Annotated in this window: 30 protein-coding genes; 24 read left to right on the top strand and 6 right to left on the bottom strand. The window is 70.9% G+C overall.

Annotated elements, in window-relative coordinates; all coding sequences use genetic code 11:
• The first annotated feature begins 1 nt into the window (after position 1).
• The 21 genes from rpsQ (at position 2) to rplQ (ending at position 14,326) form a co-directional block, all read left to right on the top strand.
• Entirely contained in the window at positions 2-277 is a 276-nt protein-coding gene (gene rpsQ, locus L8M95_RS05135; RefSeq protein WP_396119478.1) for a 30S ribosomal protein S17, read from the top strand.
• A 428-nt stretch (positions 278-705) separates the two neighbouring features.
• On the top strand, positions 706-1,920 hold the full coding sequence (locus L8M95_RS05130; protein WP_260488442.1) for an alpha/beta hydrolase family protein: 1,215 nt from the start codon (positions 706-708) through the stop codon (positions 1,918-1,920).
• Between the two features lie 143 nt (positions 1,921-2,063).
• Positions 2,064-2,432, top strand: coding sequence for a 50S ribosomal protein L14 (rplN, locus tag L8M95_RS05125; protein WP_007628112.1), 369 nt, complete (start codon positions 2,064-2,066; stop codon positions 2,430-2,432).
• Position 2,433: 1 nt separating this feature from the next.
• Positions 2,434-2,748: a 50S ribosomal protein L24 gene (gene rplX / locus L8M95_RS05120; RefSeq protein ID WP_007628110.1), complete on the top strand. Its 315-nt coding sequence runs from the start codon at positions 2,434-2,436 to the stop codon at positions 2,746-2,748.
• A 2-nt stretch (positions 2,749-2,750) separates the two neighbouring features.
• Positions 2,751-3,323, top strand: coding sequence for a 50S ribosomal protein L5 (gene rplE, locus L8M95_RS05115; protein ID WP_260488441.1), 573 nt, complete (start codon positions 2,751-2,753; stop codon positions 3,321-3,323).
• 273 nt (positions 3,324-3,596) lie between these two features.
• Positions 3,597-3,995 (top strand): 30S ribosomal protein S8, encoded by a 399-nt coding sequence (gene rpsH / locus L8M95_RS05110; protein ID WP_260488440.1) that lies wholly within the window; start codon positions 3,597-3,599, stop codon positions 3,993-3,995.
• A gap of 12 nt (positions 3,996-4,007) precedes the next feature.
• Positions 4,008-4,544, top strand: a complete 537-nt coding sequence (gene rplF / locus L8M95_RS05105) for a 50S ribosomal protein L6 (RefSeq protein ID WP_260488439.1) — start codon at positions 4,008-4,010, stop codon at positions 4,542-4,544.
• A 2-nt stretch (positions 4,545-4,546) separates the two neighbouring features.
• Positions 4,547-4,942: a 50S ribosomal protein L18 gene (rplR, locus tag L8M95_RS05100; protein ID WP_260488438.1), complete on the top strand. Its 396-nt coding sequence runs from the start codon at positions 4,547-4,549 to the stop codon at positions 4,940-4,942.
• Between the two features lie 43 nt (positions 4,943-4,985).
• The gene (gene rpsE, locus L8M95_RS05095; protein WP_067716652.1) at positions 4,986-5,642 is read left to right on the top strand and encodes a 30S ribosomal protein S5; all 657 of its coding nucleotides are present in this window, start codon (positions 4,986-4,988) and stop codon (positions 5,640-5,642) included.
• 3 nt (positions 5,643-5,645) lie between these two features.
• Complete coding sequence (rpmD, locus tag L8M95_RS05090) at positions 5,646-5,828, top strand: 50S ribosomal protein L30 (protein WP_182631354.1); 183 nt, start codon at positions 5,646-5,648, stop codon at positions 5,826-5,828.
• Positions 5,829-5,830: 2 nt separating this feature from the next.
• Positions 5,831-6,280, top strand: a complete 450-nt coding sequence (gene rplO, locus L8M95_RS05085) for a 50S ribosomal protein L15 (protein WP_260488437.1) — start codon at positions 5,831-5,833, stop codon at positions 6,278-6,280.
• A 205-nt stretch (positions 6,281-6,485) separates the two neighbouring features.
• Positions 6,486-7,808 (top strand): preprotein translocase subunit SecY, encoded by a 1,323-nt coding sequence (gene secY, locus L8M95_RS05080; RefSeq protein ID WP_260488436.1) that lies wholly within the window; start codon positions 6,486-6,488, stop codon positions 7,806-7,808.
• A 48-nt stretch (positions 7,809-7,856) separates the two neighbouring features.
• Complete coding sequence (locus tag L8M95_RS05075; RefSeq protein ID WP_260488435.1) at positions 7,857-8,402, top strand: adenylate kinase; 546 nt, start codon at positions 7,857-7,859, stop codon at positions 8,400-8,402.
• Positions 8,403-8,410: 8 nt separating this feature from the next.
• Complete coding sequence (gene map / locus L8M95_RS05070) at positions 8,411-9,214, top strand: type I methionyl aminopeptidase (protein ID WP_260488434.1); 804 nt, start codon at positions 8,411-8,413, stop codon at positions 9,212-9,214.
• A 117-nt stretch (positions 9,215-9,331) separates the two neighbouring features.
• Positions 9,332-10,612 (top strand): lipase family protein, encoded by a 1,281-nt coding sequence (locus L8M95_RS05065; RefSeq protein ID WP_260488433.1) that lies wholly within the window; start codon positions 9,332-9,334, stop codon positions 10,610-10,612.
• Between the two features lie 149 nt (positions 10,613-10,761).
• Positions 10,762-10,983: a translation initiation factor IF-1 gene (infA, locus tag L8M95_RS05060; RefSeq protein ID WP_005140011.1), complete on the top strand. Its 222-nt coding sequence runs from the start codon at positions 10,762-10,764 to the stop codon at positions 10,981-10,983.
• 167 nt (positions 10,984-11,150) lie between these two features.
• Positions 11,151-11,519, top strand: a complete 369-nt coding sequence (gene rpsM, locus L8M95_RS05055) for a 30S ribosomal protein S13 (protein ID WP_061228302.1) — start codon at positions 11,151-11,153, stop codon at positions 11,517-11,519.
• Complete coding sequence (gene rpsK / locus L8M95_RS05050) at positions 11,519-11,926, top strand: 30S ribosomal protein S11 (RefSeq protein WP_260488432.1); 408 nt, start codon at positions 11,519-11,521, stop codon at positions 11,924-11,926. The genes rpsM and rpsK overlap by 1 nt, the downstream gene beginning before the upstream one ends.
• A gap of 22 nt (positions 11,927-11,948) precedes the next feature.
• Positions 11,949-12,554, top strand: a complete 606-nt coding sequence (gene rpsD / locus L8M95_RS05045) for a 30S ribosomal protein S4 (RefSeq protein ID WP_260488431.1) — start codon at positions 11,949-11,951, stop codon at positions 12,552-12,554.
• Between the two features lie 106 nt (positions 12,555-12,660).
• Entirely contained in the window at positions 12,661-13,695 is a 1,035-nt protein-coding gene (locus tag L8M95_RS05040) for a DNA-directed RNA polymerase subunit alpha (RefSeq protein ID WP_067716627.1), read from the top strand.
• Between the two features lie 34 nt (positions 13,696-13,729).
• Positions 13,730-14,326, top strand: a complete 597-nt coding sequence (gene rplQ, locus L8M95_RS05035; protein ID WP_260488430.1) for a 50S ribosomal protein L17 — start codon at positions 13,730-13,732, stop codon at positions 14,324-14,326.
• A gap of 149 nt (positions 14,327-14,475) precedes the next feature.
• On the opposite strand, the gene L8M95_RS05030 is transcribed toward rplQ, so the two are convergent.
• Entirely contained in the window at positions 14,476-15,381 is a 906-nt protein-coding gene (locus tag L8M95_RS05030; protein ID WP_260488429.1) for an SGNH/GDSL hydrolase family protein, read from the bottom strand.
• 77 nt (positions 15,382-15,458) lie between these two features.
• Between L8M95_RS05030 and truA the strand changes: the two genes are divergently transcribed.
• Positions 15,459-16,337 (top strand): tRNA pseudouridine(38-40) synthase TruA, encoded by an 879-nt coding sequence (truA, locus tag L8M95_RS05025; protein ID WP_260488428.1) that lies wholly within the window; start codon positions 15,459-15,461, stop codon positions 16,335-16,337.
• Between the two features lie 50 nt (positions 16,338-16,387).
• On the opposite strand, the gene L8M95_RS05020 is transcribed toward truA, so the two are convergent.
• On the bottom strand, positions 16,388-17,107 hold the full coding sequence (locus L8M95_RS05020; protein WP_260488427.1) for a CPBP family intramembrane glutamic endopeptidase: 720 nt from the start codon (positions 17,105-17,107) through the stop codon (positions 16,388-16,390).
• The gene (locus tag L8M95_RS05015; RefSeq protein ID WP_260488426.1) at positions 17,104-18,264 is read right to left on the bottom strand and encodes an NAD(P)H-binding protein; all 1,161 of its coding nucleotides are present in this window, start codon (positions 18,262-18,264) and stop codon (positions 17,104-17,106) included. Before L8M95_RS05015 ends, L8M95_RS05020 begins: the two co-directional genes overlap by 4 nt.
• Before the next feature lie 149 nt (positions 18,265-18,413).
• Between L8M95_RS05015 and L8M95_RS05010 the strand changes: the two genes are divergently transcribed.
• The gene (locus L8M95_RS05010; protein WP_260488425.1) at positions 18,414-19,535 is read left to right on the top strand and encodes a DUF695 domain-containing protein; all 1,122 of its coding nucleotides are present in this window, start codon (positions 18,414-18,416) and stop codon (positions 19,533-19,535) included.
• On the opposite strand, the gene L8M95_RS05005 is transcribed toward L8M95_RS05010, so the two are convergent.
• On the bottom strand, positions 19,489-21,168 hold the full coding sequence (locus L8M95_RS05005; RefSeq protein WP_260488424.1) for a hypothetical protein: 1,680 nt from the start codon (positions 21,166-21,168) through the stop codon (positions 19,489-19,491). The genes L8M95_RS05010 and L8M95_RS05005 overlap by 47 nt on opposite strands.
• A 148-nt stretch (positions 21,169-21,316) precedes the next feature.
• Between L8M95_RS05005 and eccB the strand changes: the two genes are divergently transcribed.
• A complete protein-coding gene (eccB, locus tag L8M95_RS05000) occupies positions 21,317-22,759 on the top strand; it encodes a type VII secretion protein EccB (RefSeq protein WP_260488423.1) in 1,443 nt (480 codons plus the stop codon).
• Between the two features lie 11 nt (positions 22,760-22,770).
• On the opposite strand, the gene mycP is transcribed toward eccB, so the two are convergent.
• Both mycP and eccD read right to left on the bottom strand, forming a co-directional pair.
• Positions 22,771-24,153, bottom strand: coding sequence for a type VII secretion-associated serine protease mycosin (gene mycP / locus L8M95_RS04995; protein WP_260488422.1), 1,383 nt, complete (start codon positions 24,151-24,153; stop codon positions 22,771-22,773).
• The gene (eccD, locus tag L8M95_RS04990; RefSeq protein WP_260488421.1) at positions 24,150-25,667 is read right to left on the bottom strand and encodes a type VII secretion integral membrane protein EccD; all 1,518 of its coding nucleotides are present in this window, start codon (positions 25,665-25,667) and stop codon (positions 24,150-24,152) included. Before eccD ends, mycP begins: the two co-directional genes overlap by 4 nt.
• Positions 25,668-25,682 lie beyond the last annotated feature (15 nt).

The following is a 25,682-nucleotide window of genomic DNA, read 5'->3' as shown; positions in this document are numbered from 1 at the left end:
TGTGACTGAGTCCAACGAGAACGCCGAGCGCAACAGCCGCAAGGTGCGCATCGGGTACGTCGTGTCCGACAAGATGGAGAAGACCATCGTCGTCGAGCTCGAGGATCGCGTGAAGCACCCGCTGTACGGCAAGATCATGCGTCGTACCGAGCGCGTCAAGGCCCACGACGAGACCAACACCGCCGGTGTCGGGGACCGCGTGCGGATCATGGAGACCCGCCCGCTGTCCGCGTCCAAGCGGTACCGCCTGGTCGAGGTGCTGGAGCGGGCCAAGTAAGTCCCCTCCCAGCATCACACAGCATCACGAGAACGGCCCGGCCCCGGGAATCCGGGGCCGGGCCGTTCTGCGTCCGTCGCCACCTGTGTACCCGGACGGTGCCGGTAACGGATCACCGTTGTGTAACGACACCAATGTAGTGTGTCAACATTCGGACGCTGCCGGAGAGACAGGATCGCCACATGGGAATCGGACCGCGTACAGGTCGACAGGGGAGTGGGCCCGGTGGGCGGCGTGTCGACCTGCGCAGACTGGCCGTCGGCACGGCGGTGGTAGCGATGGCGGCCGCGGGAGTGCCTCCGGCGGGAGCCCAGAGTCCGGGGCCGGGCTCCGCCGGTCCCGGCTCCGTCGGCCAAGGCTCTGTCGGCCCGGGCTCCGTGGACCCGGGTTCGCTGGTTCCCAGCGTGACGCCGGGGAGTCTGTTCGGTGTGCCGTCGCTCAGTGTCGCCGCGCTGACACAGCTCGGCGCTCCGATCCCGCTGACGTCCGTCCTCGGCTCTGTCGGTGCGATCGGCTCCAGCGACTTCCCACGCCCCGGTAGTTCGCAGCCCCCGGCCGGCCCGCGAGCGACTCGCGACTCGTCCATCACGTCGTCGGCCGTCCTGCGGGTCGAGCCTCTCTTCCCGGGATCGACGAGCGAGGTCGACCGCAGGGCCGAGGTGTGGACCGTGACGTCGGAGTCCATGCAGCGTCCGATCCGTCTCGAGGTGTACCGCGCCCCGGCAGGGCTCGACGCCCCCAACGTGTACTTCCTCGACGGCGTCGGCAGCGAGGTGCCCTCGGGGTGGAGTACGGGGATGGGTTGGGGGGACCCGGCTCTGCGCGACCGGGCCGTGAACGTGATCGTCCCTACGGGAGGTCCCGCGTCGATGTGGTCGGACTGGCTTGACGACGACCCCGTCCTGGGGCCCAACAACTGGGAGACGTTCCTCACCGAGGAGTTGCCACCCCTGCTCGAGGCAGGGCTGCCGGGTACCGCGGAGCCGCTGGCCCACAACGGGGGCTGGGGAGTCATGGGACTGTCGATGGGTGCGTCGGCGGCGCTACATCTGGCCAACCGGAACGAGATGTTCGACGCGGTGGCAGGCGTGAGCGGCGCGTATTCGACCCAGGACGAACTGGGTTACCAGTATGCGCGGCTCACGGTGGCCGCGCGAAACGGTGACGTCACCAACATGTGGGGACCCCGCGGTTCGCAGGCGTGGGTGGAACACGACACTGTCGCCGATCCCTCCGGGCTGGCGGACAAGGCGGTCTACCTCAGCGCGGCCACCGGCCTCGTGGGATCCAGCGAGCTCGGTCGCTTCGGCAGCAACGAGGTCGTCCTCATCGACGGACACATCCTGGAGAAGGGCTCGTACGAGAGCACCCGGGATCTGGAGGCGGCGCTCGCCTTGGTCCCCGGTGTCGACCTGCGGATGAACTACATGCCGACCGGGATCCACAATTGGCCGGTGTTCGTCACCGAGATGCTGCCGGGGATGGACCACGTGCTCTCCGGTCTGCCGGAGGCCGTACCCAACGGGCTCAGCGCGGCCAGGGGAGTGGGGGGCGGCGCGCCGGGCTCGGCGGGGTCATCCGGCTCGACCGGATCCACTGGATCGCTCGGGGGATCAGGGTCGGCCGGGTCGAGCGGCAGCTGACCGGGATTTGGGTCAGAGTCCGCCCGACCCCTACACTGGAGCAGTTGCCCGACCTGTCGCGTTGTCACGCGGCTGCGGGTGGCATGACCGCGTGTGTCGGGTCGGTATCCGGCACACATTGAACAGACCTGGTCAGGAGAACCATGATCCAGCAGGAGTCGCGGCTGAAGGTCGCCGACAACACGGGTGCCAAGGAGATTCTCTGCATCCGCGTTCTCGGCGGTTCGAAGCGCCGCTACGCAGGCGTGGGCGACATCATCGTCGCCACCGTCAAGGACGCCATCCCCGGTGGCAACGTCAAGAAGGGTGAGGTCGTCAAGGCCGTCATCGTGCGCACCGCCAAGGAGCGCCGTCGCCCGGACGGCTCGTACATCAAGTTCGACGAGAACGCCGCCGTCATCATCAAGAACGACAACGACCCGCGTGGAACGCGCATCTTCGGGCCGGTCGGCCGCGAACTGCGCGACAAGAAGTTCATGCGGATCGTCTCGCTGGCTCCGGAGGTGCTCTGACATGAAGGTTCACAAGGGCGACACGGTGCTGGTCATCTCCGGCAAGGACAAGGGCGCCAAGGGCAAGGTCATCCAGGCCTTCCCGGCGCAGGAGAAGGTCCTCGTCGAGGGCGTCAACCGCATCAAGAAGCACACCTCCAACTCGGCTGCCGAGCGCGGCGCCTCCTCGGGCGGCATCGTCACGCAGGAGGCCCCGATCCACGTGTCCAACGTGATGGTCGTGGACGCCGACGGCACCCCGACCCGGGTCGGAATCCGCACCGACGAGAACGGCAAGCGCGTCCGTGTCTCGCGCAAGACCGGGAAGGACCTGTGACCATGACCGAGACCGCTCTTCCCACCGGTTACACCCCTCGCCTCAAGGCCAGGTACCGCAGCGAGATCCGTCCGGCGCTCAACGAGACGTTCGAGTACGCGAACGTCATGCAGATCCCGGGTGTCGTGAAGGTCGTCGTCAACATGGGTGTCGGTGACGCCGCCCGCGACGCCAAGCTCATCAACGGCGCTCTCAACGATCTCACCCTGATCACCGGTCAGAAGCCGGAGGTCCGTCGGGCCCGCAAGTCCATCGCGCAGTTCAAGCTGCGTGAGGGCATGCCGATCGGCGCGCGGGTCACCCTGCGCGGTGACCGTATGTGGGAGTTCCTGGACCGCCTCACGACCGTCGCGCTGCCGCGTATCCGTGACTTCCGCGGCCTCTCCGGCAAGCAGTTCGACGGCCACGGCAACTACACGTTCGGCCTCAACGAGCAGACGATGTTCTACGAGATCGACGTCGACAAGGTCGACCGTCCCCGCGGTATGGACATCACGGTCGTCACCACGGCGACGAACGACGAAGAGGGCCGCGAGCTGCTCAAGCAGCTCGGGTTCCCCTTCAAGGAGAACTGACCTTCTCCTCCCGGCCGGACCGGCCGTCCTCGCCGGGGCACCGCATCGCGGGTCCCCGGCGGCGGGCAGACGGCCCAGTCGTCTGGTCGCGACCCGGTGAGAAGAGCACCGGACGCGGCGGGAACACCGGAACGCCCCGAGGGGCTCCGGATCCCATACAAGAGAACATTCGCACTCTTCGTGATAGGCCCACGACGGACGTGCGCGGCCCACAGGTCGCCGCACGGAACGTGTTGCATGGGAACCGTTACGAGAAAGGAACATGGTCCATCCATGTCGATGACCGATCCCATCGCGGACATGCTGACGCGTGTGCGTAACGCCAATTCGGCGTTCCACGACACCGTGTCGATGCCGCATTCGAAGCTCAAGGGCAACATCGCTGCGATCCTCCAGCAGGAGGGTTACATCGCGGGCTACACCGTCGAGGACGCCGAGGTGGGCAAGAAGCTCACCATCGACCTCAAGTACGGACCCTCGCGCCAGCGCAGCATCCAGGGCATCAAGCGCATCTCGAAGCCGGGCCTGCGCGTGTACGCCAAGTCCACCGAACTGCCCAAGGTCCTCGGAGGCCTGGGCGTCGCGATCATCTCGACGTCCCAGGGTCTGCTCACGGACCGCCAGGCGAACAACAAGAAGGTGGGCGGGGAAGTCCTCGCCCACGTCTGGTAAGGGGGGCGAGAAATGTCACGTATCGGCAAGGCTCCGATCACCGTCCCGTCCGGTGTCGACATCAAGGTCGACGGCCAGACCATCACCGTCAAGGGCCCCAAGGGTGAACTCACCCAGGTCCTGCCCGGTGACATCTCGGTCTCGATCGAGGAGGGCACCATCACGGTGAACCGTCCCGACGATCACCGGGACAACCGCTCCCTGCACGGCCTCTCCCGCTCGCTGGTCAACAACATGGTCGTGGGCGTCACCGAGGGGTACAAGCAGGACATGGAGATCTTCGGCGTCGGTTACCGCGTCGTGGCCAAGGGCCGGGATCTCGAGTTCGCACTGGGCTACTCGCATCCGGTTCCGGTCACCGCCCCCGACGGCATCACCTTCGCCGTCGACGGCGCGACGAAGTTCTCGATCTCCGGAATCGACAAGCAGCAGGTGGGCCAGATCGCCGCCAACATCAAGCGACTGCGGAAGCACGACCCGTACAAGGGCAAGGGCATCCGCTACGCTGGCGAGCAGGTCCGTCGCAAGGTCGGAAAGACGGGTAAGTGATCATGAGCAGCACCAAGAAGCGTTCCCCGCTGGGAACCGATGCCTCGACCGCACGTCGAGAGGGTCGCGCCCGGCGCCACTACCGCCTCCGCAAGAAGGTCTCCGGCACGCCGGAGCGTCCGCGGTTGGTCGTCAACAGGTCCTCCCGCCACATCCACGCCCAGATCGTCGACGATCTGGCCGGCCACACGCTGGCCGCGGCATCCACCATCGAGGCGGATGTGCGCTCCCTTGAGGGCGACAAGAAGGCCCGCAGCGCCAAGGTCGGCCAGCTCCTGGCCGAGCGCGCCAAGGCCGCCGGCATCGACGCCGTCGTGTTCGACCGTGGTGGCAACAAGTACCACGGCCGGATCGCGTCGCTCGCCGACGCCGCCCGCGAGGGTGGGCTGGAGTTCTGATGACCAACACCACTGCACTGTTCGCTAACGGAAGGACCGTCTGATGCCGGGACGTCAGCGTCGTGACGGCGGAAGCAACGGCCCCGCCGCAGACAACAAGACCACCACCGACAACGCCCAGGGCCGCGGCGGAGACCGCGGTCGTGGTCGGGGCCGCGACGATCGTCGCGGACGCGACGAGGAGAAGTCGCAGTACATCGAGCGCGTCGTCACCATCAACCGTGTCTCCAAGGTCGTCAAGGGTGGTCGGCGTTTCAGCTTCACCGCTCTCGTGATCCTCGGTGACGGCAACGGCATGGTCGGCGTCGGCTACGGCAAGGCCAAGGAGGTGCCGGCGGCGATCCAGAAGGGATCGGAGGAGGCTCGCAAGAACTTCTTCCGCGTTCCGCTCATCGCCTCGACCATTCCGCACCCGATCCAGGGTGAGGCCGCGGCCGGTGTCGTCATGCTCCGTCCCGCCTCTCCGGGTACCGGTGTGATCGCCGGAGGTGCCGCTCGCGCCGTGCTCGAGTGCGCGGGCGTGAACGACATCCTGTGCAAGTCGCTGGGGTCGGACAACGCCATCAACGTGGTCCACGCGACCGTGGCGGCGCTCAAGGGTCTGCACCGTCCCGAGGAGGTCGCGGCTCGTCGTGGCCTGCCGATCGAGGACGTCGCGCCCGCGGGCATGCTCCGTGCGCGTGCCGGACAGGGGGCCTAGATCATGGCTAACCTCAAGATCACCCAGGTCCGTGGGACCGTGGGGACCAAGAAGAACCAGCGGGACTCCCTGCGTACGCTCGGCCTCAAGGGCATCCGGAAGACGGTCGTGCGTGAGGACAACGCGCAGACCCGGGGTCTCATCAACGTCGTGAACCACCTCGTCGTGGTCGAAGAGACGGAGTGAGCATGACCATCAAGTTGCATCACCTGCGCCCGGCTCCCGGGTCGCACGCCGAGAAGATCCGTGTGGGTCGCGGCGAAGGCGGCAAGCGGGGCAAGACCGCCGGCCGCGGCACCAAGGGTACGAAGGCGCGTAAGAACGTCCCCGCGGCGTTCGAGGGCGGCCAGATGCCGATCCACATGCGGCTCCCGAAGCTCAAGGGCTTCAAGAACCGCAACAAGGTCGTCTTCCAGGTCGTCAACGTGGCCGACATCCAGCGGTTGTTCCCGAACGGCGGGGAGGTCGGCGTGGCCGAGCTCGTGGCCGCGGGAGCCGTCCGTAAGAACCAGCCGGTCAAGGTTCTGGGCGACGGGGACATCTCCGTTGCCGTCACCCTGACCGTCGACAAGGTTTCCGCCTCGGCCAAGAGCAAGATCGAGGCTGCCGGCGGAAGCGTGTCGGAGGCCGGGGCCTGATTCCCCGCTCGGTCCGTCCGCGGACCGATGAAGGGTGCAGGGGTCGGGTCCGAGAGTCTCGGACCCGGCCCCTGCACTCGTCTTGATAGAGTTTTCCCGTTGTGCGTATCGGGATCGGTGTCTGCCGGAAGGCTGGCCCGACGTCCCCCGGCGCATCTGCTTTCGACGACCGGCGGCCAGTGGCCGACCATGACCAGGAGGACATGTGCTCTCCGCACTCGCGTCCGCGATCAAGGACCGCGATCTGAGGAAGAAGATCTTCTTCACCCTCGGGATCATCATCCTCTACCGGATCGGCGCGCAGATCCCGTCACCCGGCGTCGACTACCCCAAGCTCCGGGGCCTGCTCGACACAGCGATGACCGGCGACAACGCGCAGTTGTTCTCGCTGGTGAACCTCTTCTCCGGTGGTGCGTTGCTGCAGCTGTCCGTGTTCGCGATCGGCATCATGCCGTTCATCACCGCGAGCATCATCGTGCAGCTGCTCACCGTCGTGATCCCGTACTTCGAGCAGTTGAAGAAGGAGGGGCAGTCCGGTCAGGCCAAGATGACGCAGTACACGCGTTATCTGACGATCGCGCTCGCCGTCCTCCAGTCCGCGGGCATCGTCGCACTGGCGGACCGGGGTCAGCTCCTCGGTAACGGCCAGTCCGTGCTCATGGACGACAGCATCCTCACCCTGGTCACCATCGTCATCGTGATGACCGCCGGCGCCGCCCTCGTCATGTGGTTCGGCGAGCTGATCACGGACCGCGGCGTGGGCAACGGTATGTCGCTGCTCATCTTCGCCGGTATCGCATCCCGGATCCCGGCCGAGGGTGTGAACATCTACCAGAACTCGTCGACCATGAAGTTCGCGGCGGTCATGTTGGCCGTCGTCCTCATCGTCGTCGCCGTCGTGTTCGTCGAGCAGGGGCAGCGACGGATCCCGGTCCAGTACGCCAAGCGGATGGTGGGACGCCGCCAGTACGGCGGCACCTCCACCTACCTACCGCTCAAGGTCAACCAGGCCGGCGTCATCCCGGTGATCTTCGCGTCCTCCCTCATGTACGTCCCGATCCTCATCACCCAGTTGATCCAGGGTCCCGAGCCGTCGGGCGACGGGTTCTGGCAGCGGTACGTGATGCAGTATCTGCAGAACCCCTCCAGCTGGGGTTACATCCTCCTGTACTTCGCCCTCATCATCTTCTTCGCGTACTTCTACGTGGCCATCCAGTTCGACCCGATGGAGCAGGCCGAGAACATGAAGAAGTACGGCGGGTTCATCCCGGGGATCCGACCGGGCCGCCCCACGGCGGAGTACCTGGGCTACGTCCTCAACCGGATCCTGCTGTTCGGTTCGCTCTATCTCGGACTGATCGCGGTACTGCCCAACGTCTTCCTCGACATGGGCAGCGGGGGTGGAGATCTCCAGAACATGCCGTTCGGCGGCACCGCTGTGCTCATCATGGTCTCCGTGGGCCTCGACACGGTGAAGCAGATCGAGGCGCAGCTGATGCAGCGCAATTACGAGGGCTTCCTCAAGTAGGCGCGGCCTCGTCCGAGCAATCCAATCGTAGAAAGGCTGGTCCCCACCATGCGTCTCGTCCTCCTCGGCCCCCCCGGAGCCGGCAAGGGAACCCAGGCGGCTCTGCTGTCGGAGAAGCTCGGCGTACCGCACATCTCGACCGGTGATCTGTTCCGCGCCAACATCTCCCAGGGCACCGACCTGGGCAGGGAGGCCAAGACCTACATCGATGCCGGCAACCTGGTCCCCGCCGAGGTGACGAACCGCATGGTCGAGGCCCGTATCGCCGAGCCCGACGCCACCGAGGGGTTCCTCCTCGACGGCTACCCGCGCAGCGCCGCGCAGGCGGACGCCCTCAAGGAGATGCTCCGCGGGGCGGGTCACTCCCTCGACGCCGTCCTCGAGTTCAAGGTCGACGACGACACGGTGGTGAAGCGGATGCTCGCCCGCGGCCGTGAGGACGACACCGAGGACGTGATCCGTAATCGGATGTCGGTGTACCGGTCCGAGACGGCCCCACTGCTCGAGTACTACGCGGGTGAGGTCAAGAGCATCGACGCCGTGGGTGAGGTCGAGGAGATCAACGCACGCGCTCTCGCCGCGCTGGGGCGCTGACGTCCGCCGTGTTCGGACGCTCCCGTAAGAGCGCGGTCATCGCGCGCACCCCGGGTGAGCTCGATGCGATGGAGGCCGCGGGCCGCATCGTCGGGCGTGCCCTGGTCGCCGCCCGCGAGGCCGCGGTCCCCGGTGCCACCACCGGTGATCTCGACGAGGTGGTGGAGCAGTTGATCCGTGAGGCCGGCGCGATCCCGTCCTTCAAGGGATACGAGGGGTTCCCGGGATCCATCTGTTCGTCGGTCAACGAGGTCGTGGTCCACGGGATCCCCGGGCCCGGGACCGTCCTGGGGGAGGGCGACCTCGTCTCCGTCGACTGCGGTGCCATCCTCGACGGCTGGCACGGGGACTCCGCGTGGTCCTTCGGTGTGGGCACGCTCGACCCGGGGGTCGCGACGCTCAACGAGGCGACCCGGGAGGTCCTCGAGGAGGGCATCCTGGCTATGCTGCCGGGGAACAAGCTCACGGACGTCTCCCACGCCCTGGAGGTGGCGACCCGACGTGCGGAAGAGCGTCACGGTGTCACCCTGGGGATCGTCGACGGGTTCGGCGGTCACGGGATCGGTCGCGAGATGCATGAGTGGCCGTTCCTGGCCAACGAGGGCAAGCCCGGCAAGGGCCCCAGGCTCCAGGAGGGGTCGGTCCTGGCCATCGAGCCGATGCTCGTGCTCGGAGGGGAGACCGACACCAGAACGCTCTCCGATGACTGGACCGTGGTCACCGTGGACGGATCGCCGGCGTCACACTGGGAACACACGGTCGCCGTGACGGCGGACGGTCCCCGAATCCTCACTCCGCGCCCGCGCGACTGAGGGCGATCCGCGACAGGGGAGTGATCCCCGGGGAGCGGGGACGATTACCCGTGGGGTTCGGTCGCCGCGGGTTAGAGTGTGTGCCGGTAGTGAACATTTCCTTCGAAAGGTCTCTGCATGCTCGCTCAGCAGGCGTCTGTCCCGCTCCGATCGGTCGTGCAGGGGGCCGCCGCGCTGGTCGTGGCGCTCGCTGTGGTCCTGGCCCATGTCGCGGGGCCGGGCGTGCCGACGTCGGCCGCCCAGTCCGTCATGGAGGGTGGCGCGGGGTCCATCGAGGCCGATCCTCAGCCGGGGCCCTTCTACCACGCGGATCCACAGGCCCTCGCGGACGCCCCGCTCGGTGAGGTCATCAACTCGAGGGTCGTGACCATGCCGGCCTTCCTCGGGTACCGGGTCACCGAGATCGCCTACCGGTCGACCGACTCGCGGGACCGGCCACTACTGGCCACCGCGACCGTCGTCCGGCCACCTCACGCCCGGCCCGACGGCCCGGTGTTGAGCTACCAGCATTATCTCAACGCGTTGGGCCAGCGTTGCGCACCCACCGAGACCCTGGTGCACCCGACGCTCGAGACCGTGCAGGACAACGCCATGGTGTTCCTGCGGGCGCGCCTGGACCAGGGGTGGACGGTGATCATCCCGGACCATCTCGGTCCGAAGGTCGCCTACCCCGGCGGGCAGCTGTCGGGCCGCATCGTGCTGGACGGGATGCGAGCGGTCCGGGACGACCCCCGCTTCGATTCCAGGCACAGCCGGTTCGGCGCCCTCGGCTACTCCGGGGGCGGCATCGCGAGTGCATGGGTGTCCCTCCTGCACGACGACTACGCCCCCGACGTGAACCTGGTCGGCGTGGCACAGGGCGGTGTCCCGACCGACATGACCACGATGGCGCGGATGGTCGGGAACTGGCCGCACCCGGCGTTCGGGTTGGCGTTCGCGGCGGCCGTCGGCATGGCGCGGGAGTACCCGGAGGCCATCCGACTCGAGGAGAAGCTCACCCCGGACGGATGGGCGCTCTACAGCCAGCTGAAGGGACGGTGCACGGCGACGCTGCTGACATTCGGGGCGTTCCGGTCCGTCCCGATGGTCCTCCGGGGCGGCGATCTCCTGGCGGAGGAGGGGCTCATGCGGGCGTTCGCGGAGAACAGCATCCGCCAGAGTCCGGACGTACCCCGGGTCCCGGTGTTCATGTGGCATTCCGGGACCGACCCGCTCGTGCCGTTCTGGGACGCGGAGGAGACTGCCAAGCGATACTGCCGGGAGGGCGCACCGCTGACCTGGGAGCCCGGTCTCGCGCCGGAGCACCTCATGGGTGCGGTGGAGAAGCTGCCCACGGCGATGAACTGGCTCCAGCAGCGCTTCGACGGGGTGCCGGCGGGGCGCGCCTGTTACGTCTGAGCGTCCGGTTCCGTGACGACCGAGGGGGCGCCTGCGGCCCGATTGGCGCAGACCCCCGAGCTGACGTAGGCTTATACGTCGGTGTGCCCACCAGTGCACCGAGAATCCGGTAGACGTCACCCGGGGAATCGTGGAGGACCGTAACCAGCATGGCAAAGAAAGACGGAGCCATCGAGGTCGAGGGCCGTGTCGTTGAGCCGTTGCCGAACGCTATGTTCCGCATCGAGCTCGAGAACGGGCACAAGGTCCTCGCACACATCAGCGGCAAGATGCGGCAGCACTACATCCGCATCCTGCCGGAAGACCGCGTCGTCGTGGAGCTCTCGCCCTACGACCTGACCCGGGGTCGGATCGTCTACCGCTACAAGTAAAGACGCTCAACTCCCCGCACCAGCCGCCGCCCCTCGTCGAGGGACGGCGGGTGCATACCCCCGGTTGCGGAGGCCGGGGCCCCGGACGGGTGCTCATCGTGAGATGACCATCCGGCACGGGGACGGTCGGGGAGCAGACCTACCGCACGACGAAAGAGATACGCCACATGGCACGCCTTGCCGGCGTCGATCTCCCACGCGACAAGCGCATGGAGATCGCGCTCACCTACATTTTCGGCATCGGTCGCACCCGGTCGTTGGAGATCCTGGAGCGTACGGGCATCAGCCCGGACCTGCGCACCAAGGACCTGTCCGACGAGCAGCTGACCGTCCTTCGTGACGACATCGAGGGCAACTACAAGGTGGAGGGTGACCTCCGCCGCGAGATCCAGGGCGACATCCGCCGGAAGATCGAGATCGGTAGTTACCAGGGACTGCGTCACCGTCGTGGCCTGCCCGTCCGTGGTCAGCGCACCAAGACCAACGCCCGCACCCGTAAGGGTCCGAAGAAGACCGTCGCCGGAAAGAAGAAGTAATGCCCCCCAAGTCACGCGCTGCGGGCCCCAAGAAGACGGGCCGTCGCAAGGATAAGAAGAATGTGCCGCTGGGCCAGGCCCACATCAAGAGCACGTTCAACAACACCATCGTCTCGATCACCGACCCGTCCGGTGGCGTCCTCGCATGGGCGTCCTCCGGCCACGTCGGCTTCAAGGGCTCGCGCAAGTCGACGCCCTTCGCCGCCCAGCTCGCCGCCGAGAACGTGGCCCGCAAGGCGCAGGAGCACGGCGTCAAGAAGGTCGACGTGTTCGTCAAGGGCCCCGGCTCGGGACGTGAGACCGCGATCCGCTCGCTCCAGGCCGCCGGCCTGGAGGTGGGCACGATCTCCGATGTCACCCCCCAGCCCCACAACGGCTGTCGTCCGCCCAAGCGGCGTCGAGTCTGAGCCGGAAGGAACGCACTAAATCATGGCACGTTACACCGGCCCCGCCACCCGCAAGTCCCGCCGTCTGGGCGTGGACCTCGTGGGTGGAGACACCGCATTCGAGCGTCGGCCCTTCCCGCCCGGTCACCACGGCCGCGCGCGGATCAAGGAGTCCGAGTACCGCACCCAGCTGCAGGAGAAGCAGAAGGCCCGCTTCACCTACGGCGTGATGGAGAAGCAGTTCCGTCGTTACTACGAGGAGGCGAACCGCCGCGCCGGCAAGACCGGTGAGAACCTCCTGCAGATCCTCGAGTCGCGACTGGACAACGTCGTGTACCGCGCGGGTCTCGCACGGACGCGTCGCCAGGCCCGTCAGCTCGTGGCGCACGGCCACTTCCTGGTCAACGACCAGAAGGTGACCATCCCGAGCTACCGCGTCTCGCAGTACGACATCGTCGACGTCCGCCCCAAGTCGACCAAGATGGACTGGTACGAGATCGCCCAGGAGACCCTCGGCGAGCGTCCCGTCCCGGCGTGGCTGCAGGTCGTCCCGACGACCCTGCGGATCCTCGTCCACCAGCTCCCCGAGCGCGCGCAGATCGATGTGCCGCTGCAGGAGCAGCTGATCGTCGAGCTCTACTCGAAGTGATCTGTCCCCCCTCGTCGCCGGGCGGGCCGCACACCGCGGCCCGCCCGGCGACGGTGGGTTCCCACGGCGTCAAATAGCGGGCGCCGAGAATCGAAAGAGGTAGCACATGCTCATCTCCCAGCGGCCCACCCTCACCGAGGAGGTCGTGTCCGAGAACCGCTCGCGGTTCGTGCTCGAGCCCCTCGAGCCCGGTTTCGGCTACACCATCGGCAACTCCCTGCGGCGCACGCTGCTGTCGTCCATCCCGGGCGCAGCGGTCACCAGCATCCGCATCGAGGGCGTCCTGCACGAGTTCACCACCGTGCCGGGCGTGAAGGAGGATGTCACCGACATCATCCTCAACCTCAAGGGCCTGGTCGTCTCGTCCGTGGAGGACGAGCCGGTCACCATGTACCTCAAGAAGCAGGGTCCGGGAGCCGTCACCGCCGGTGACATCGTCCCGCCCTCCGGCGTCGAGGTGCACAACCCGGACCTGCACATCGCCACCCTCAACGAGAAGGGGCGCCTGGAGATCGAGCTGGTCGTCGAGCGTGGTCGCGGCTACGTTCCCGCCGGGCTCAACAAGGACGCGGGCCACGAGATCGGCCGGATCCCGGTCGACTCGATCTACTCGCCCGTGCTCAAGGTGACCTACAAGGTCGAGGCCACCCGTGTGCACCAGCGCACCGACTTCGACCGTCTGGTCCTGGACGTCGAGACCAAGAACTCGATGACCGCCCGGGACGCCCTGGCGTCCGCCGGCAAGACCCTCGTCGAGCTCTTCGGCCTCGCCCGTGAGCTCAACGACGAGGCGGAGGGCATCGAGATCGGGCCGAGCCCGGCCGAGGCCGACCACATCGCCGCTTACGGTATGCCGATCGACGATCTGGACCTGTCGGTCCGGTCCTACAACTGCCTCAAGCGCGAGGGCGTCCACACCGTGGGCGAGCTCGTGGCGCGCAGCGAGTCGGACCTGCTCGACATCCGCAACTTCGGTCAGAAGTCGATCGACGAGGTCAAGGTCAAGCTCGTGGAGCTCGGCCTGTCCCTCAAGGACGCGCCCCCCGGATTCGATCCCGCCTCGGTCGCCGGCTACGACGCCGAGACCGGCACGTGGACCGACGAGGGCGGCGAGGATTACGCCGAGACCGAGCAGCTCTGACGAGCGCCCGGAACACCATTCCTAGGAGAATCTGATGCCCAAGCCCAAGAAGGGCGCCCGCCTCGGCGGATCCGCTTCCCACCAGCGGCTCATCCTCTCGAACCTGGCCACCCAGCTGTTCGAGCACGATGCGATCCGCACCACGGAGACCAAGGCGAAGCTGCTGCGTCCGTACGCGGAGAAGCTCATCACCAAGGCTCGCCGCGGCACGCTCGCCGACCGTCGTGAGGCCGCCAAGGTCATCCGCGACAAGGACGTCCTGCACAAGCTGTTCGCCGAGATCGGCCCCCGGGTCGCCAACCGCGACGGTGGCTACACCCGGATCGTCAAGCTCGAGAACCGCAAGGGCGACAACGCGCCCATGGCGATGATCGCGCTCGTCACCGAGGAGCTCGCCTCCGTCGAGGCCTCGCGTGCCACCCGCGCCGCGGCCTCCAAGGCCGCCGCCGCGCCGGCCGAGACCCCGGCCGAGTCGACCGACGACGTCACGGCTGAGGCCGAGGCCAACAGCCCGATCGCCGATCAGGTCGACGCGGCGGACGACGCCGAGGTCGAGGCCGCGGAGGAGACCGCCGAGGCCGTGTCCGAGGACACCACGCACGCCGAGGGCGAGGACGCCGACAAGGCCTGATCGCCTCTACAGGATCACGCCTCCGGGGCCCCTCCACCGCATCACGCGGTGGAGGGGCCCTCGTCGTTGCGCCGCTGCGGGAGTGCAGGCGCGGAGGCGCGGGCGCGCGGGCGCGGGCGCGCGGGCGCGGACGCGCAGTCCCGGTGGGGTCAGAGACTGCCGGCCACGGCCGCGGCCATCGCGCGTTGGCCGGCCGCGGTCGGGTGCATGGGATGCGACCCCGTCTCCGAGCCGGTGAAATCGGTGTAGCGGACATCCGCGGGAGCGCACGCGTGGCGCTCGTCGGCGTCATCGGGAGCGGTGACCTCCGCGCCGGCCCGGGCGGCCGCGCCTGACACCGCCCGGTTGACCCGGTCCGTGACGTCGCGGGCCCAGGAGACGTCGGCGGGGCTGACGCGTTCGAGGAAATCGCACCCACCGTCGGCCGGGACGAGCGGCATGTACGCGGTCACCACCACCCGGGCCCCGGGGGAGCGTTCCCGGATGCCGGCGTGCACCGCGTCGAGATCGGCGTCGAGGGCCTCGAGCGCCGACGAGACCCCCGCGGCCAGCCGCTCACGACACGGCGCCCCGTCCACGGAGCGGGGGGTCTGCGCGACGCACCCGGCGATCGCACCGAACCCGATGTCGTTCCCGCCGATCGAGAGCGTGACCAGGTCGGTGTCCGGGGTGAGGGCGTCGAACTGCGGTGGCGTCCCCTCGATCTGGCGCGCCGTCATGTCCCGGGTCCGCGCGCCCCCGCACGTGGCATCGACGAAGTCGGCGACACCGATGCGGTCGGCGAGCACCGACGGGTAGTTGAGGGATGACCGCAGGCACCCCGCCGGCCCGCTCGTGGGGGCGTCGGTCGGTCCCAGGGCGGCGAAGGAATCGCCCAGCGCCACGTACCTCGAGACCGTCGACCCGGCCGGTTCGGTGACGTCGGTGGCGGCGGGCCCGGCCGCGGCGGGCGGGGCCTCGTCGTCGTCGCCGGGGGCACAGGAGCCCAGGGCGAGCGCGACGGTCGCGCCGGCGGCGAGCAGCGCGGCGCGGTAAGGGGACGGGGACGTGGACATGGTCCCCATCGTGCCGGAACGGCCCGCGGCGGGCGGTGTGGCGGGCACGCGCGGCGGTGGTCTAGCGTCTGTAGGCCGTGAGCACCCGCCGGATCCGCCTGGACGTCGCCTACGACGGCACCGACTTCTCCGGCTGGGCGCGCCAGCCCGGACTGAGGACCGTGTGCGGGGTGCTCGAGACCGAACTCGCGAAGATCCTGCGCAATCCCATCGTCCTCACGGTCGCCGGTCGCACCGACGCCGGGGTGCACGCGCGAGCGCAGGTGTGCCATCTCGACGTGGACCCGCAGTGGTTGGACCAGCGCTCGCTGGAGGGACGCCCCGAGGCGCTCGTGCGTCGGCTCGCGCGGCTACTGCCGGCGGACATCGCGGTGATGGACGCCCGGTGGGTCCCGGACGCGTTCGACGCCCGGTTCTCCGCGCTGCGCCGGCACTACGAGTACCGCCTCACCACGGCGCCGTGGGGGCCCGAGCCGACCCGCGCCCGCGACACCGCCGCCTGGCAGCGCGGCGCCGACCTCGACGCGGTCCGCGACGCGTCCGAACGGCTGCTGGGGCTACACGACTTCGCTGCGTTCTGCCGTCGCCGGGAGGGCGCCACCACCATCCGCGAGCTGCAGCGCTTCGACTGGCGCGCCGAGCCCGACACCCGCGGGGCCGACGCGCCGGGGGCCGCCGAGGTGTGGACGGCGTCGGTGAGTGCGGACGCGTTCTGCTGGTCGATGGTCCGCAGCCTCGTCGGTGCGGTGATGGCGGTGGGGGAGGGGCGCCGGAGCCCGGACTGGGTCAGCGGGTTGCTCGCCGAGACCGAACGGTCGTCCGCGGTCCCGGTGGCGCCCGCGTGCGGACTGGCCCTGGTGGGCGTTGACTACCCGGCCGACGACGACCTGGCGGCGCGCAACCTCGTCACCCGCGAGGTGCGGCCGGGGCCGGGCGCGGGGTGCTGCGGGGAGTAGACCCGCGCCGCGTCGGCTGGACCCTCGCCGCGTCCAGACCCTCGCTGCGTCTAGACCCGCGCCGCGTCGAGGATCGGGCCCAGCGCGAACAGCATGACCATCGACCACGCCACGTGGGTGATCGCCGGCCCCAGCACGCCGCCGGTGACCCGCCGCTGAACCGCGGTGACCAGCCCCAGGATGACGGCCGCCAGGACGAGCAGCGGGATCCCCGAGGTGGCCGTGACGGTCGCGTAGATCACGGTCGTCGTCACGATCGGCCGCCGGTCGGCGACGGCCGAGTACACCGCACCGCGGTGGAAGCACTCCTCGGCGACGCCGTTGACCGCGGTCAAAAGCGCCACCAGGGCGAGGTTGCCCACGGTGGCGTGGTCGAGCAGGGCGTCGACGGGGTCGCGCAGCGGCTCGATCCTCGCCACCACCAGTGCGCCGAGGCAGAACACCACGGCGAGCGCGGCCGCGGTGAGCACCGACGAAAGCACGGGCCGGCGGGGCCGGTACGGTTCGCAGCCCACCCGGATCGGCCCGGAGGCGAACGCCCCGCCCAGCCAGACCGCGGCCAGCAGTGCGGTGGCGGGGTAGAACATGGCGTCGCCGGCGGGTATCCGTAGCGCCCACGCGTTCACCGCCGCGCCGACGACGAGGGTGACGACGACGACGAGGACACGCCGCCGGCCGGGCCGCGAGGGCGCGGTGTCCATCTCGCCCGATCGCAGCGCCCGCAGGTACCGGCCGGTGGGCGAGGCGGGCGCCTCTCGCTGGTCGCTCATCGCCCGCCGCGCACACGCCCGATGGTGGGCGGGCGGACCCCGGCCCAGTCGGCGTCCGAGGGCAGGAGGCGCGCGGGATCGTCCAGCGGGTCGGCCCCGTCCCACAGTGGCGGGCGAGCCGGGCCGTGGGGGACCCGCAGGGCCTCGCGCAGCGCATCCCGGTAGCTGGTCCGCCCGCCGGGTGGGGGTCCGAGTACCTCGTCGGCGTCGTCGACCAGCACCACGGCCTCGCAGCGCAGCGACTCCACCAGGGGCTTGGCCAGCCCGGGCTCGAGCGGGGTGACCAGTCCCATCCACAGGGAGGACAGCTTGGGCGTGAGGACGGGGACCGGGACCATGAGTCGGCGACGCAGGCCGGCCTCCTCGGCGTAGACCTGCATCATCTGGCCGTAGGTCAGTACATCCGGGCCGCCCACGTCGATGGCGCGCCCGCGGGCGAGGTCGCCCTCGAGGGGACACGTGGTGGCCGCGGCGAGGTAGTGGACCGCGTCGCGCACGGCGATGGGCTGGATGCGGTTGCTGACCCACTTGGGCGTGACCATCCCCGGCAGGCGGGTGGTGAGGTGACGGATCATCTCGAACGAGGCCGAACCGGAACCGATGACCACCCCGGCCTGGACCACGAGCGCGGGAACGGAGGACTCCAGCATGATCCGGGCGACCTCGGCGCGGGAGCGCAGATGCGGCGAGAGGTCGGTCTCGTCCTCCGGGTGGAGGCCGGACAGGTGGACGATGCGCTCGATGCCCGCCTCCTCGGCGGCGCGGACGAACGTCTCGGTGGTCTCGCGTTCCTCGCGGGCGTAGTCCTTGGAGTCACCCATCGAGTGGACGAGGTGGCACGCGACGTCCACCTCGCGCAGGGCGGTGCGCAGCGCGTCGGCGTCGCCGAGGCCGCCGGAGTGGATGGTGACCTCGTCGCGCCACGGCACGTCGTCGAGGCGCTTCGGCGTCCGGGCCAGCACGGAGACCTCGGCGCCGTCGGCGAGCAGCCGGGGGACGAGCCGTGACCCGATGTACCCGGTCGCGCCGATCACGAGCACCCGCGGGCCGCTCCGGCCGTCGTGGTCGGGTCGGGGCTGTGGGCCGGGTCGCGGCGTCGGTTCCGTGCCCTCGGACGTGCCGGAGGAGAGCCGGGCCAGATCTTGGGGCGTGGTCATACCCACGACCCTGCCAGCGCGGGCGCGCGGGCGCACCCGCTGGAGGCTCCGGGAGAGCCCCTCGACCCCGCCGGGAGTGCCCGCTCGACCCCTCCGGGTGTGTCGGCGCGGGCACGATCGGCGGGATATCCGGATACTGGGGTGGAGACATGTTCACGAGGACCGCGGTGACGGGAGGAGAACAGATGGCGATCCGTGCGGTGCGACCCCGGCAGCTCTCGCGATCGCTGGACTTCTCCGGCGTCCGCGTGGAGACGGCCCGACTGCGGTCGGACCGGGCCGTGACCACCTTCTGGCGGTGGTGGGCGGAGGGCGGCAGGCGCCGCGCGACGGCGGCGCTCGATTCCGGCGACGCCCGCCGGGTGGTCCCGGAGATTACCTCGCTGATCGAGGCCATCGACCCGGGCCTGTCGTGGGAGTTCATCCCGGCGGGCGAGGGCGGACCGCACCGGCTCACCGTCACCGCCGCGGGGGTGCCCGAGTTGCGTGGCGCGGCCCGCCGGTGGCTGGCGGCGGCGCCGGACGCCGATGAGACGTGGTCGTTCGCCGACCTGCGTGAACCCGTGCGGGGCTGCGCGATGTACTTCCGCGACCGCCGGTTGGACTTCGACCAGGCGGAGGTCGTGGTGGACCTGGGCCTGTCCCGGGCCGACGTCACCGTGCACCACCCGGCGTTCACCGGGCTGTCGGGCGCCGATCTGGGCATCGCCGCCTACCTGTTGTTGGACGCCCTGTGCGGGGAGGAGCAGGTGGAGACCTGGGTCGGCCTGATCCGGGCCAACGCCACCGCCCCCGGCGTCGAGGCGGTCCCGCTCTGGGAGTTGCCGGAGATCCTGCGGGAACTCGCCGAGGACAACACCGATGAGCTGGGCGACCCGGCATGGCAGATCCTGCACGGGGAGACCGGCTGCGGACCGCTAGTGGCCGTGGTCCGGGTCCCGCTGGTCGCACTGTCCGCGCCGGAGTTCGACCGCCACGTCGCCGTCCACGTCCCCTATACGGACGTAGAGGACGGCGGTCTGCCCGGGTCCCTGTCCCTGCCGGGCCTACGGGACCTGGAGGACCACCTGGTGGAGCGCCTCGAGGGCAACGGGGAATGCGTCGGGGCCGAGAGCTGCAACGGGCGCCGGCTGCTGCACTTCTACGTAGACTCCACCACCCCCGCGCACGAGCAGTTGCGGGTGGCGGCGTCCGGGTGGGACCAGGGCGAGGTGACCGTCACGGTCACCGATGATCCGGGCTGGCGGAAGGTGCAGCACCTGAGGGTGTGAGACCGTCCGTCGCGAGACCGGCCGGCATCTCGAGCGGCCCGACATAGGCGTCCTCACCCGGCCCTGCGACCATCGAGACGCGCCGGGGTTCGCCGGCCCGCGGCTCCACGGAGATCCACCCGTCGATCCGGCCGTCCAGGACGAGGTCGGGCGGTGCGGCGGCGGACGCCAATCGACTGCCGCCGCGCAGCTCCCAGTCGGCGTCCACCCTGATGACGGTGGGCGGGGTGACATCCGGGCCACCGGGCCCGGCGAGCGCGTCGATCCGTCCCTCCGTCAGCGGGCCGTCGACGTCCCACAACACGGCGTCGACCGGTGCGCCCGCGTCCGACGAGGCGGGGTCGATGATCCGGTATCGGGTCTCGTCGCCGATCACCGCCAGCGGTTCCCACCGGTCGGGCACGTCGGTCACCACGGCCACCCGGTACCCGGCCGCGACCGCGCGGAACGCCACCTGACGACAGACGGCGGGCCGGGCGGCGAGCAGGACCGACCGGAGGTGTGGTCCGGCGAGCTGGATGGCGGCCGCGGCGCCGGTGCGGGTCGCGCCGAGGATCTGACCGCAACCGTGCGCGGGCGGGGCGAGGTCGGCGAGGTCGTCGACGGCCCGCCGGGCGAGCGAGCCGGCGATCGCGCCTGGTAGGGCCTCGCCGGGCACGGGTGACACCCGGACGGACGGGAGGGGGTGACAGGTGACCGCGGTCGTCGGCAGCACCGTTCCCGCGATCTCGGGGTCCGACACCCCGGTGAGCCCGACGGTGGTCACCGTGTCCACCACGTCGTCGCGGCCCTCCACCCGCCGCAACCGGACGACCTCGGTGATGCGGGCGGCCCGGACGGTGGTGAGCCCGTCGATCACCGCCCGCGGGTCCGCCGACGGGCGGACCACGAGGCCCACCCCGGGACCAGGATGGGCCTCGGCGTCCAGGTAGAGGGCGGCGAGCTCGGCGGCGTCGAGGACCCGACACGGCACCCCGTGGTGGACCAGGGCGCGCCGGAGGCGCTCGGTGGCCACCGCCACCACCTGCTCCAGCGGGCCCACAGGCATCGCACCCTGCGACCCGGCCGACCCGGCCGACCCGGCGGGCCCCGTCGCCAGCCGGGCCAGGTCGAACCGCACCAACAGGTGCACGCGGCGGTGTGAGATCAGTGCCAGCGGCCCGACCAGCGAGTCGTAGACCCCGCCGTCGTCACCGTCCGCCGCGCGGCGACCGTCGACCACCACGTCGATCCCCTCCAGGACCACCCCGCCCTGGTCGAGTTGCCGCGCCACCACGGCCAGGGGCAGGCGGACGCCGCGGTGGTCGGCCGGGTCGTCGCGCCCCACCTCGGTGACCACGAGGGCGCCGGCCGAGATCTCGACGGCGGTGGTGACGATCCGGTCGCCCTCGACGCATCCGACGGCCGAGCGGTCGGGCGCGACGAGGTCCACCACGTCCACCGACAGCCGCCGGGGGGCCTGGTCCCGAGCGAGCACGGGCCGACCGCTGCGCCGCGCGGTGATCGCTGCGGCGACCACACCGGCGACGACGAACTGCACCCACGGCTGCCAGGACGGCGGGCAGACCACCGTGAGGACGAGCGTGGACACGAGGACGACGACCAGCCCGGACAGGGTCGGAACCGCCGTCATACCGCCCGCACCTCCGTCGCGCCACGAGACCCGGGCGCGCCCGGCCGGCGGCCTCGGAAGACCGGCCACGCGGGCCGGATCGTGGCGTACCCTACCCCCGGTGCCCCCGGTCGCGGTGGTGTCACATAAGGCGAAGGGAGCCGGGGACGTGCCGCTCAAGCCGACGACCGGGGCGCAGGTGGACGGGCACCGATTCCTCACCCGCCGGGCCCGGCACGCGGTGGTCGCCCGCGACGTCCGGATGTTGCACGACCCCCTCAAACGGCAGAGCACCGGACTGACGGTGGGCGTGGTCCTCGCCGTGATCGGAGTCGCCGGGGCCGCGGTACTGGCGCTGCTCGACCCCGCACCGGACGTCGACGCGACCACGGTCATGGTGGGGCGGGACTCCGGGCAGATGTACGTGCGCGCCGGCGAGACCGTCCACCCCGTCCGCAATCTCGCATCCGCGCGGCTGGTGCTGGGCGAGCCCGCCGAACCGCGCACCGTGCGCGACGCCGACATCGCGCGAACCCCACGGGGCGGACTGCTCGGAATCCCCGGGGCACCGTCCGCGCTGCCCGCCCACCGCGACGCCGAGGCCGCGGCCGCGGTGTCGTGGACGGTGTGCGACGAGGTGGCCGACGCCGAGCGCGGGCGTCCGCGGCTGAAGGGCACCAGCATCGTCGCCCGCGAGGGGAGTGGGCCGGGTCGGGACACGGGCGCCGACGAGGTCGTGTTGGCCGACCAGGACGGGACCGGATGGCTGCTGCGCGACGGCACCCGCGCGCGCATCGACCTCGACGACGGTGACCTGCTGTCGATCCTCGGCCTCGGCGGGGTCGACCCGCGGCCGGTCACGGCGGCCCTGGTGGATCCGCTGCCCGAGGTCGACCCGGTGCGTCGTCCGGTGATCGACATGGCCGGCGACCCGGTGGACTACGGCCTGGACGGACTGCGGATCGGGCAGGTGTTCACCGTCGACACCGCCTCAGGTACGCGCACCCACGTCGCGCTCGCCGACGGGGTGCAGGAGGTGGGGCCGGTGCTCGCGGATGTCATCCGGTCCACGTCGACGGTCGGGTCGGTCGTCGAGGTCCCGCCGGACCGGATGGGCGTGCCGCGGTCGGTGGCGCTCGACGTGGAGGCGTTCCCCGGGCAGCACCCGACGGTACTGGACGCGGCCGACTCGCCCGTGCTGTGTGTCCGCGACGCGGGCCGGCGGGACTCCGCCCTGCGGCGGGTCACGCTCGTGGCGGGGGCGCCCGCGCCCGGCCCGGGTGAGGTGCGGGCGGTTGCCGGCGCCGACGACGGGGGGCCCTCCGTGGACGCGGTGGGGATCCCGGGCGGCGGGCTGCTGGTGGCGGCGACCGGGCGCGGGACGACCACGCGCAGCGCCGTGACGACGATCGTCTCCGACACCGGCGTGCGGTTCGACGTGCCCGACGCCCCGACCGCCGCGGTGTTGGGCCTGGGAGGAATCCCGGTGCCGGTGGACGGGGGCGTCCTCGACCGGCTCCCGGCAGGGCCGCGTCTGGACCGCGAGTCCGCGCTGGTCGCCCGCGACGGGGCCGACGCCGAGTCCGTGGGAGGGACCGCCGCCACGGGGTGAGGGGTGACCGGTCAGGCGGGGGAGTCCGCCTCATCGCGGGGCCGGACGAGGAGGACGACGACGAGGGCGATCGTCCCGAGGGCGAGGGAACCCCCCGCCACCGCCGCACCGGTGCCCACACCGGGTGGGCCCGGATCGGCCGGGGCAGCGGCGATGGTGGTGGACGCGGGACCGGGGCGCCCGGACCTGCGGACTCCCGTCACCGCCGCCACCGGGTCGACCACCCCGTGTCCCACCGCGAAGTCGTGACCTCCGGCGGCGGGGATCGCGGTGTTCTCGATCCGGGCGATCACCTGACGCGCGGTGAGTCCGGGGTGGGCCTGCCGGATCAGCGCGGCGGTGCCGGCGACGAACGGGGCGGCGAAGCTCGTCCCGCTGATGGGCGTGCGCGAACCGTCCCCGGCGACCACGAAGTCGGACACCCCGGCCCCGTCCGCACCGACGGAGCGCAGGTCCACCGCCGGCGCCGCGACGTCCACCCACGGGCCGCGCAGGGAGAAGTCGGCGGGTACGCCGTCGGCGTCGACCCCGGCGACGGTGAGGACGTGGTCGTCGTACCAGGCGGGAGAGGCGATGGTGACCACGTCGTCCCAGCCGTCGTCTCCCGGGACCGACGGGTCGGCACCGCCGGGGTTCTGGTCCCCGCACGCGTCCCCGACGTTGCCGGCCGCGGCGACCAACACCACGTCGTGGTCGACGGCGGCGTAACGGATCGCTCCGCCGAGGGTGGCGTCGGCGAGTACCGTGCCCGCGGGGACGCACGCGACCTCGGAGATGTTGATGACGCCCGCACCGGCGTCGACGGCGGCCCGGATCGCGCGCGCCAGGGACGACACCGTACCGACCCCGGAACCGACCGTCGGTTCGTCCGCCCCCCGGTCCCGGTTCTCGGGACGCAGGACGCTGCTGGACTGACGAATCGAGACGATCTCGACGCCGGGCGCGACGCCCGAGTGGCCGGTCTCGTCCTCGGTCGCCGCGAGCACCCCCGCCACGAGGGTTCCGTGCGCGTCGCAGTCCTCGGTGCCGTCGCGTCCGGGTACCACGTCACCGGCGCCCCGCACCCGCGGCAGGCGGGGGCCGCGGTTGACGCCGGTGTCGATCACGGCCACGACCTGGCCCTCGCCACGCCCGTGGATCCACGCCCCGCCCAGCTCGGCCGCAGTGGCCGACGGGGGCGACGCACCGGGGTCGAGGACGGCCGCGGTGGTGCGGCACGGCCCGTCGAGTCGGAGCGGACCGGCGTCGGGTCCGGAGGCCTCCGGCACCGGCCCGTCGATCGACGGTCGCTCGAGTGCGGCGGCCACGGCGGTGTCGGCGAGCTGCCCGGCGAGGATCGCGACCACGGCCCCGGCGGTGGCCGCGACCCTGGCGGTCGGAGGTCGGTGCCTCATCGCTGACGGACGAGGGAGAAGACCTCCATCGCGCCCACCGCGAGTGGGACGACCACGCAGATCCCGATCGCCTCGATCACCCCGACGGCACGGAGAGCCGCCGGGGAGAGTTCGACGTGGGGCAGTACCGACGAGGCGACCACGACGGCGGCCGCCACCGCGACGGCCGCCGGCACCACCACGCCCACGGGGGAGGCGACCGTGAGTCCTGCCCCCACCAGGACCCCGGCGGTGAGCACGAGTGCGGAGACGAGCAGCGCGGCGGTGTGCACCCGGTCCGCGTAACCGAGGCCGCGCAGCACCAGGACGACGATGAGGACCAGGGCCAGTGGCGCCGCCCAGCGGGTCGAGTCGGCGTCCCCGGTCAGGGAGATCAGCGACCCGGTGGTGCAGACCGCCCCCGCCGCGACGAGCATCCCGGTGAGCCACGAGCGCGAGGTGTGGAACCGGTGCCGGAGCACGTCCGGGGTCGGCAGCGGCCCGCGAGCCCGACCACGAACGTCGTGGTCGATCTCCTCGAGGTCACCGGCCTCCACGTCCTCGCCCGGGGCCGGCACCGGTGGGATGGGGATGCGCCCGGCCCAGACGGCGATCCGGGGCGCCGCGGTGAGCAGCACCAGCCCGAGGACGACGGCTCCGGCTCCCGTCGCGGCGGTCGGAACTCGGGTCGTGGCGACCACCATCGCCCCGGCCGCCCCGGTCGCCAGGGCCACGCCCGCGGCCAGGTAGCCGGAGGCCAGGGTGTAGTCGCCCGGCCCCGGGCGGAACACCGTCCACCGGAGTACGCCCGCGAGCACCGCCCCGGCGGTGAATCCACCGACGAGGTGGCCGGCCCCGACGGGTGGGCCACCCACGGCGGTGCCCGCCAGCACCGTGAACCCGACCGCACACGCACCCGCGACGGCGTGGGCCGACCCCGGCGCCGGGGTGCGGCGAAGCCCCAGCACGGCCGCCAGGCCGAGGAGGGCGACGAGGGACGCGACCAGGGGGACCATGAGCCCGCCCGCGGTCGACCACTGGCGCACCAGCGCCACCATGGCGGCGAGCGCCACGACCGCCGCCGTCGCGGTCGCGGCCGTGACCGCGTCGTGCCGGTCCCAGGCGGGGGAACGGGCCACATCCGGTTCGGTGAGACCCTGTAGGACATCGTCGAACAGGGGCGCCGGGGTCGGGACCGGACGGTGGTCGAGCACGAGGATCTCCCCGTCGTGGACCCGCTGCTGAGCGAGCGTCTCCGACACCGCCAGGGGCCCGCCCGCGAGACGCGAGAGTTGCCAGGACCCGCCGGTGTCCCCGCCCATCCGTGCGTCCACGTCCACCCCGGACGCCGGACCCGTGATCGCACGGATGTGCTCGCGGACCAGATCCACGACCTCGGGTATCACCGCCACCAGCTCGAGGTGGGCGGGCAGACTCAGGTCCACCCGGGTGGAGCGGCACACGATCGACACCCGACGTTGGTCCAGGGGCTCGACGCCCGCCGCGACCTCACGGATCCCACTGCGTTCCGGCACTGCTGGTCCTCCCAA

The sequence above is a fragment of the Dietzia sp. B32 genome (assembly GCF_024732245.1).
In the GTDB taxonomy this organism is placed as follows: domain Bacteria; phylum Actinomycetota; class Actinomycetes; order Mycobacteriales; family Mycobacteriaceae; genus Dietzia.
Note: the sequence above shows the minus strand (reverse complement) of the source record. Positions and strands in the feature narration are given on the sequence as shown.

Excerpts from the sequence above, each read along its gene's own strand:
- rplE (WP_260488441.1), top strand. The coding sequence starts at position 2,751 with ATGACCGAGACCGCTCTTCCCACCGGTTACACCCCTCGCCTCAAGGCC.
- rplF (WP_260488439.1), top strand. The coding sequence starts at position 4,008 with ATGTCACGTATCGGCAAGGCTCCGATCACCGTCCCGTCCGGTGTCGAC.
- rplX (WP_007628110.1), top strand. The coding sequence starts at position 2,434 with ATGAAGGTTCACAAGGGCGACACGGTGCTGGTCATCTCCGGCAAGGAC.
- L8M95_RS05065 (WP_260488433.1), top strand. The coding sequence starts at position 9,332 with ATGCTCGCTCAGCAGGCGTCTGTCCCGCTCCGATCGGTCGTGCAGGGG.
- L8M95_RS05005 (WP_260488424.1), bottom strand. The coding sequence starts at position 21,168 with ATGACGGCGGTTCCGACCCTGTCCGGGCTGGTCGTCGTCCTCGTGTCC.
- L8M95_RS05020 (WP_260488427.1), bottom strand. The coding sequence starts at position 17,107 with ATGAGCGACCAGCGAGAGGCGCCCGCCTCGCCCACCGGCCGGTACCTG.
- rpsD (WP_260488431.1), top strand. The coding sequence starts at position 11,949 with ATGGCACGTTACACCGGCCCCGCCACCCGCAAGTCCCGCCGTCTGGGC.
- L8M95_RS05030 (WP_260488429.1), bottom strand. The coding sequence starts at position 15,381 with ATGTCCACGTCCCCGTCCCCTTACCGCGCCGCGCTGCTCGCCGCCGGC.
- rplQ (WP_260488430.1), top strand. The coding sequence starts at position 13,730 with ATGCCCAAGCCCAAGAAGGGCGCCCGCCTCGGCGGATCCGCTTCCCAC.
- rpsK (WP_260488432.1), top strand. The coding sequence starts at position 11,519 with ATGCCCCCCAAGTCACGCGCTGCGGGCCCCAAGAAGACGGGCCGTCGC.
- L8M95_RS05075 (WP_260488435.1), top strand. The coding sequence starts at position 7,857 with ATGCGTCTCGTCCTCCTCGGCCCCCCCGGAGCCGGCAAGGGAACCCAG.
- rpmD (WP_182631354.1), top strand. The coding sequence starts at position 5,646 with ATGGCTAACCTCAAGATCACCCAGGTCCGTGGGACCGTGGGGACCAAG.
- rpsH (WP_260488440.1), top strand. The coding sequence starts at position 3,597 with ATGTCGATGACCGATCCCATCGCGGACATGCTGACGCGTGTGCGTAAC.
- L8M95_RS05010 (WP_260488425.1), top strand. The coding sequence starts at position 18,414 with ATGTTCACGAGGACCGCGGTGACGGGAGGAGAACAGATGGCGATCCGT.
- rplO (WP_260488437.1), top strand. The coding sequence starts at position 5,831 with ATGACCATCAAGTTGCATCACCTGCGCCCGGCTCCCGGGTCGCACGCC.
- infA (WP_005140011.1), top strand. The coding sequence starts at position 10,762 with ATGGCAAAGAAAGACGGAGCCATCGAGGTCGAGGGCCGTGTCGTTGAG.
- L8M95_RS05040 (WP_067716627.1), top strand. The coding sequence starts at position 12,661 with ATGCTCATCTCCCAGCGGCCCACCCTCACCGAGGAGGTCGTGTCCGAG.
- L8M95_RS05015 (WP_260488426.1), bottom strand. The coding sequence starts at position 18,264 with ATGACCACGCCCCAAGATCTGGCCCGGCTCTCCTCCGGCACGTCCGAG.
- rpsE (WP_067716652.1), top strand. The coding sequence starts at position 4,986 with ATGCCGGGACGTCAGCGTCGTGACGGCGGAAGCAACGGCCCCGCCGCA.
- mycP (WP_260488422.1), bottom strand. The coding sequence starts at position 24,153 with ATGAGGCACCGACCTCCGACCGCCAGGGTCGCGGCCACCGCCGGGGCC.
- rplN (WP_007628112.1), top strand. The coding sequence starts at position 2,064 with ATGATCCAGCAGGAGTCGCGGCTGAAGGTCGCCGACAACACGGGTGCC.
- rpsM (WP_061228302.1), top strand. The coding sequence starts at position 11,151 with ATGGCACGCCTTGCCGGCGTCGATCTCCCACGCGACAAGCGCATGGAG.
- rplR (WP_260488438.1), top strand. The coding sequence starts at position 4,547 with ATGAGCAGCACCAAGAAGCGTTCCCCGCTGGGAACCGATGCCTCGACC.